This is a genomic window from Thalassobacter sp. (assembly GCF_982993085.1).
This window is the reverse complement of record NZ_CEZFMW010000165.1, coordinates 1-5,093: the sequence shown is the minus strand read 5'-3', so window position 1 is coordinate 5,093 and position 5,093 is coordinate 1. Positions and strand designations below refer to the sequence as shown.

At 60.2% G+C, this 5,093-nt stretch carries 6 protein-coding genes; all 6 read left to right on the top strand.

All coding sequences use genetic code 11. The annotated features are described in order from the left end of the window. A partial coding sequence (locus AC4GMC_RS17040) for a DUF3987 domain-containing protein (RefSeq protein WP_487878194.1) occupies nucleotides 1-1,980 on the top strand: 1,980 nt, incomplete at its 5' end. Between the two features lie 390 nt (nucleotides 1,981-2,370). After that, nucleotides 2,371-2,859 carry a crossover junction endodeoxyribonuclease RuvC gene (locus AC4GMC_RS17035; RefSeq protein ID WP_173507338.1) on the top strand — a complete coding sequence of 163 codons (489 nt, stop codon included), beginning with the start codon at nucleotides 2,371-2,373 and terminating at the stop codon, nucleotides 2,857-2,859. Further along, nucleotides 2,856-3,053, top strand: a complete 198-nt coding sequence (locus tag AC4GMC_RS17030) for a hypothetical protein (protein ID WP_487880446.1) — start codon at nucleotides 2,856-2,858, stop codon at nucleotides 3,051-3,053. The genes AC4GMC_RS17035 and AC4GMC_RS17030 overlap by 4 nt, the downstream gene beginning before the upstream one ends. Then, nucleotides 3,046-3,426: a DUF6362 family protein gene (locus AC4GMC_RS17025; protein ID WP_058243153.1), complete on the top strand. Its 381-nt coding sequence runs from the start codon at nucleotides 3,046-3,048 to the stop codon at nucleotides 3,424-3,426. The genes AC4GMC_RS17030 and AC4GMC_RS17025 overlap by 8 nt, the downstream gene beginning before the upstream one ends. A 683-nt stretch (nucleotides 3,427-4,109) precedes the next feature. Continuing rightward, nucleotides 4,110-4,589 (top strand): HNH endonuclease, encoded by a 480-nt coding sequence (locus AC4GMC_RS17020; protein WP_487878196.1) that lies wholly within the window; start codon nucleotides 4,110-4,112, stop codon nucleotides 4,587-4,589. Continuing rightward, nucleotides 4,564-5,093 (top strand): ParB N-terminal domain-containing protein (locus AC4GMC_RS17015; protein WP_487878197.1); only part of this gene is annotated, 530 nt, incomplete at its 3' end. The genes AC4GMC_RS17020 and AC4GMC_RS17015, both read left to right, overlap by 26 nt.

Below are 5,093 nucleotides of genomic sequence, written 5' to 3'. Positions count from 1 at the left end.
AACGCGTGCCCGAGATCGCGCGAAATCACTGCCCAGCTTCCGCGAAATACGCACTATCGCACTGCAACCCCTTTCAGGGGCATCAAACGTCATCCGCTGGAGGTGCTTTGCCTGGGGCAGCAGTTCGTGGCCTATGCCAACCACCCGGACACTGGCGCGCCCTATGCCTGGCCAGAGGAGGGGCTGGCTGATCTCGATATCACGGAGCTGCCTGAGATTACCGCAGAGATGGCGCGCGCCTTTCTTGACGAGGCCTATGCGCTGTTGCCCGAACATCTGCGGCAACGTGGCCTTGCGACAGGATCACCTGCCACGGAGCACCTGCAGGCCCATAGCCAGATGGGGACATCGCCTGCCATTGAGGCCGCGCTGAAATGGCTGCCCAATGCAGAGTTGGATTATGACAGCTGGGTGCGGATTGGAATGGCGCTGAAGGGGGCACTTGGTGAGGCCGGGGGCGATATCTTTGCCGGCTGGTCAGCGCAGGCGGCAAAGGATGTGCCTGCAGCCACGGTAAAAGCCTGGGCCAGTTTCAAGCCCGACCGGATTGGCGCGGGCACGATCTACCACCTTGCCATGGAGCGCGGCTGGCAAGCTGATGCATCACTGCGCTTTGATGGATCGACGGCCCGCGATGAACAGCATCCTGCGGCGGATCTCTTGTCGAAGCTGGGAGGGCATTACGAGGGTAATGAGGAACCTTCGGCCACCTCGACATTCACGCTGGCCATACCGGATGGATTAGTGGGTGATTTGACCGATTACATGCTGTCGACAGCCCGGCGTCCTCAGCCGTTGTTGTCACTCGGTGCTAGCCTTTGCGCGATTGGTGCGCTCATGGGACGGCAGTATCGCACCGAGAGTAACCTGCGCTCGAACCTGTATGTCGTGGGCATTGCAGATAGCGGATCAGGCAAGAACCACGCCCGCGAGATCATCAACGAGGTCTTTTTCGAGGCGGGGCTGGCCCATCATCTCGGTGGCAACAAGATCGCCTCCGGCGCGGGGCTTTTGACCGCGCTGCACCGCCAGCCTGCGATCCTCTTCCAGATCGACGAGTTTGGCATGTTTTTGGCGGCCGCCGCTGATCGCAAGCGCAGTCCGCGCCACATAACTGAGATATTGGACAACATGACAGAGCTCTTCACCTCAGCGGGTGGTATATTTCTTGGTGCGGAATATGCCAACCGGGATGGCACAAACGAGCGGCGGGATATCAATCAACCCTGCCTCAGTGTCTATGGCACTACGACGCCTTTGCACTTCTGGGGCGCATTGCAGGGCGCAAACGTCGTCGATGGCTCGCTTGCGCGTTTCCTGATCCTGCCCAGTGATGAGGACTATCCGGACGAGAACGTCGCCGTGGGCATGCGCCAGGCCGATCCCGCGCTGATCGCAGGGTTGCAACGCGTGGCCTCCGGGGGTGGGCACCAGAAAGGCAATCTTGCGGGCAAGGCAGCCGATCAGAACACAGCTGTGAACCCGACTATCGTGCCCATGACTGAGGAGGCACGGGCCCGGTTTCGGCTGCTCAGCGCAGAGCTTACGGGTGAGTTGCGCGCGGCAAGCGGAACAGCCTTCACGGCGATCCTGGCCCGAATTGGGGAGAACGCGTTGAAACTGGCGCTGATTGTGGCGGTTGGGCGCGATCCGACAAACCCTGAGATCAATCTGTCGGCAGCAGACTGGGCGATCGATTTTGTGCGCTATTATGCGCGGCGGACCATGGAGGCTGTTGAACGCCATGTCGCGGACACCGAGACGGAAGCGCATCTCAAGCGGTTGAAGGAGATCATTCGAGCGGCAGGTGCGAAAGGCATCGCCAAATCCGAAATCACGCGCGCCTCACAATGGCTCAAGTCGCGTGACCGTGATGAGATCCTGCTGACCTTGATCGAAAGCGGGGATGTCACGACGGGCATGCGCGGCTCATCGACCAAGCAGGCCATGGTGTACAGGCTCGCGCGGTTTGGCGGGTGACGGGAGATCCTTCAAACCCACTGAAGCTGATTTTGAAGCAGGTATTGGGGATAAAGCCATGATTTAAAACGGACAAAAGAAATCTTTCAAATCCTTCAATCTTTCAAGAGGACCCCTTCTCCCTATGCGTGTACGCGCGCGTTTAAATATTAGGAGAGAGGTACGTATTGAAATATTGAATAATTGAAAGATTATATATTATACATACAGGACAACGACTTAGGGGCGGAAATCTTTCAAGAGCCCTCCCTGAATGTTTTGAAAGATCTGCCGGGCGACCTCGTCGCCCTGCGCCTGACTTGACCAGACCACCCTTCGGGGCCTGGCGAGACCGCAGCCTTCACCGGCCAGCCCTCTCGCCTTGCTCATCAAATCGAAGAGGAGGTCTGCATGACCCAACCCAAACAAACCCCGCGCTGCATACTTGCGCTTGATCTAGGCACGACCACCGGCTGGGCCATCCGTGGCTTTGACGGCCTGATCACCAGCGGCACCGCCAGCTTCAAGCCCGGCCGCTACGATGGCGGTGGTATGCGTTATCTGAGGTTCACCAACTGGCTAACCGAACTCGATCGGCTGTCTGGACCGATTGCAACGATCTGGTTTGAGGAAGTTCGCCGCCACGCTGGTACTGACGCGGCCCATGTCTATGGAGGCCTCATGGCGTCACTGACAAGCTGGGGCGAGCTAAGGGGCATTCCCTATGCGGGCGTGCCGGTGGGCACGATCAAGCATCACGCCACCGGCAAGGGCAACGCCAACAAGGACGCCATGATCGCCGCCGCACGGGCGCGTGGGTTCAGCCCGGCGGATGACAATGAGGCGGACGCTATCGCCATCCTGCACTGGGCCATAGAGACCCGGGGAGGTGTGGCATGAGGTTTACCCCCAAAGGCTATGGCGGACACCGCCGTGATCCCGATCAGGTCAAACGGGACGGTTGGCACGAACAGGGTGTGCTGGCTGTCAGCATCGAAGATCAGCGCCTGACCTGGCCGGAACGTGAATTGGTCGAACAATTGGGCACAAAACTATATGGGCCACGCCCCACCGGGGAGGTGCGCCATGGGTGAGAAAAAGACCTGGACCGCCGACGATGTCGCGGATCATTTCGAAGAAGCGTTCCGCACGCTGCGCAAGCTGCCACCGGTCAAGGCGAAGGGGTACTTCAATGCTTGGCCCGACATTGCGCGGACCAGCCGAGAGATCGCTGCCATGGAACCGCAGCCGATGCGGGTCTGGCCGTCGGCGGCGTCGATCACTCGTCTTGAGCAGACCTTCGATTGGGTGCTTTGGATTGACGAGGCCGAGCGCAAGCTGATCTGGTCTCGGGCGGCGCGTGTGCCTTGGAAGCAGATCAGCGGTGAACTTGGCGTTGACCGCACAACGGCATGGCGCAAGCACAAGCTCGCACTGACCAAGATCGCGTCGCGCCTGAATGTCTGAACGACTCCAATATGTTGCAACACTTTTATGTTCGACACATGCAACAGTTTCGTGCTATCCGTAGGGCATAATGGGGAGAGTGCGTTGGAAGACGGCTCTCCCCGTTTTTGTTGGTGGATACTTCGCTGGTTTCTGGTTTCCAGCTAGGGGTCCAGCTGGCATCCAGCGCGCTAACCCACTGAATTCACGGGTCCTTCCTGGCCCCAAACGTATACGGGGGGGCAAGGCGCGCAATATCGCTAGTGATAGGGCTGGTTTCTTGGGAAGCCACCCCAGCGGGTATCCACCCGTGATCTGACAAAAACCACAATTAAACAAACCCTTGGAGCTGGATGCCTTGGCCGCCACTGGACCCTTCGTGGAGTCAAGCTGGTTGCTGGTATCCGGAACCCAGGGGTCCACCCCATTGAGGCGAGCCGCTGTCGCACCCGCTAAACAAGGCCGTTCCGGTCAAGGCAAGGGCACGGACGATGCGTACGCGCACCTGTGCAACCTGCGGAAAACAGGAAGACGTCAGAGCCGATAATCCAGCGCCGCGATGTCGCGCATGCGCTGGCCGGTCAGCTTTGGACAATGGACGCGAGCAGCGCACCGCCACTCGCAACCATGAAACGTGCCGCCATTGCGGCAAGCGATTTGGAACCCCGCCAAGCAGCCAGCAGAAATATTGCAGCCGCATCTGCTTGAGCGACGCCAAGTCCACCACGCGCACCTGCGCGACCTGTCGAAGCAAATTTCGGGTGCCTCGGTCAGTTCTGTCCGACCGCACCAATTCCAGCGCGCGCTTCTGTTCGCGGCCCTGCTATGAACGCCATCTGTGCCGGACGCCGCGCATCCGCGGGCGCGGCTCACGCTGGAAGACGATACGCCGGGAGGCCCTGCGTCGAACCCCGTTCTGCGCCATGTGCGGCAGCGGGCAGCACCTCCAGGTGCACCACATTATTCCGTTTCGCCTCACGCGGGACAATTCGCAAACCAATCTGATTCCGCTTTGCCGCGCCTGCCACAAGCGGGTGGAAGCGGTGTTTCACGATGTTGAGGCGGTCGACCCGCCATTGCCCGTCACCAAGCTCGTCCTGTTCTGCAGCATCCATGCGCGCCGAACGGTGACCCTGCATCTGCTAAAGAGATCCGCCCATGTCTGCCAACGCGCTACAGCTTGAACAATGGCCCATCGGCCGCCTCGTCGAATATGAGCGCAACCCGCGCAAGAACGACGACGTGGTCGACCGGATGGCGCAGGCCATCACGGAATTTGGCTTCCGCATCCCGATCGTCGCGCGCAGCGACGGGCTGGTGGTAGATGGGCATCTCCGGCTGAAGGCAGCGCGTGTGCTCGGTCTCGACACCGTGCCCGTTGTCCTCGCGGACGAGTTGTCGGAGACCCAGATTAAGGCGTTCCGCCTGCTGGCCAACCAGTCGGCAAACTGGGCGGAGTGGGACGAACTGCTTCTCTCTTCCGAACTGAACGAGCTGCTGGCCGAGGACTACGACCTGTCGCTCATCGGATTCGACGATGCCGAGCTTGAGGCGTTGCTGGCCGGTGAGGTCGACCCTGAAACAGCATCCAGCGAGGGCGAGGACGATGTTCCCGAGGCCCCCGAGACCCCAATCAGCCGCTCTGGCGATCTCTGGTTGCTCGGCAAGCATCGGTTGCTCTGCGGTGA

Excerpts from the sequence above, each read along its gene's own strand:
- AC4GMC_RS17035 (WP_173507338.1), top strand. The coding sequence starts at position 2,371 with ATGACCCAACCCAAACAAACCCCGCGCTGCATACTTGCGCTTGATCTA.
- AC4GMC_RS17030 (WP_487880446.1), top strand. The coding sequence starts at position 2,856 with ATGAGGTTTACCCCCAAAGGCTATGGCGGACACCGCCGTGATCCCGAT.
- AC4GMC_RS17025 (WP_058243153.1), top strand. The coding sequence starts at position 3,046 with ATGGGTGAGAAAAAGACCTGGACCGCCGACGATGTCGCGGATCATTTC.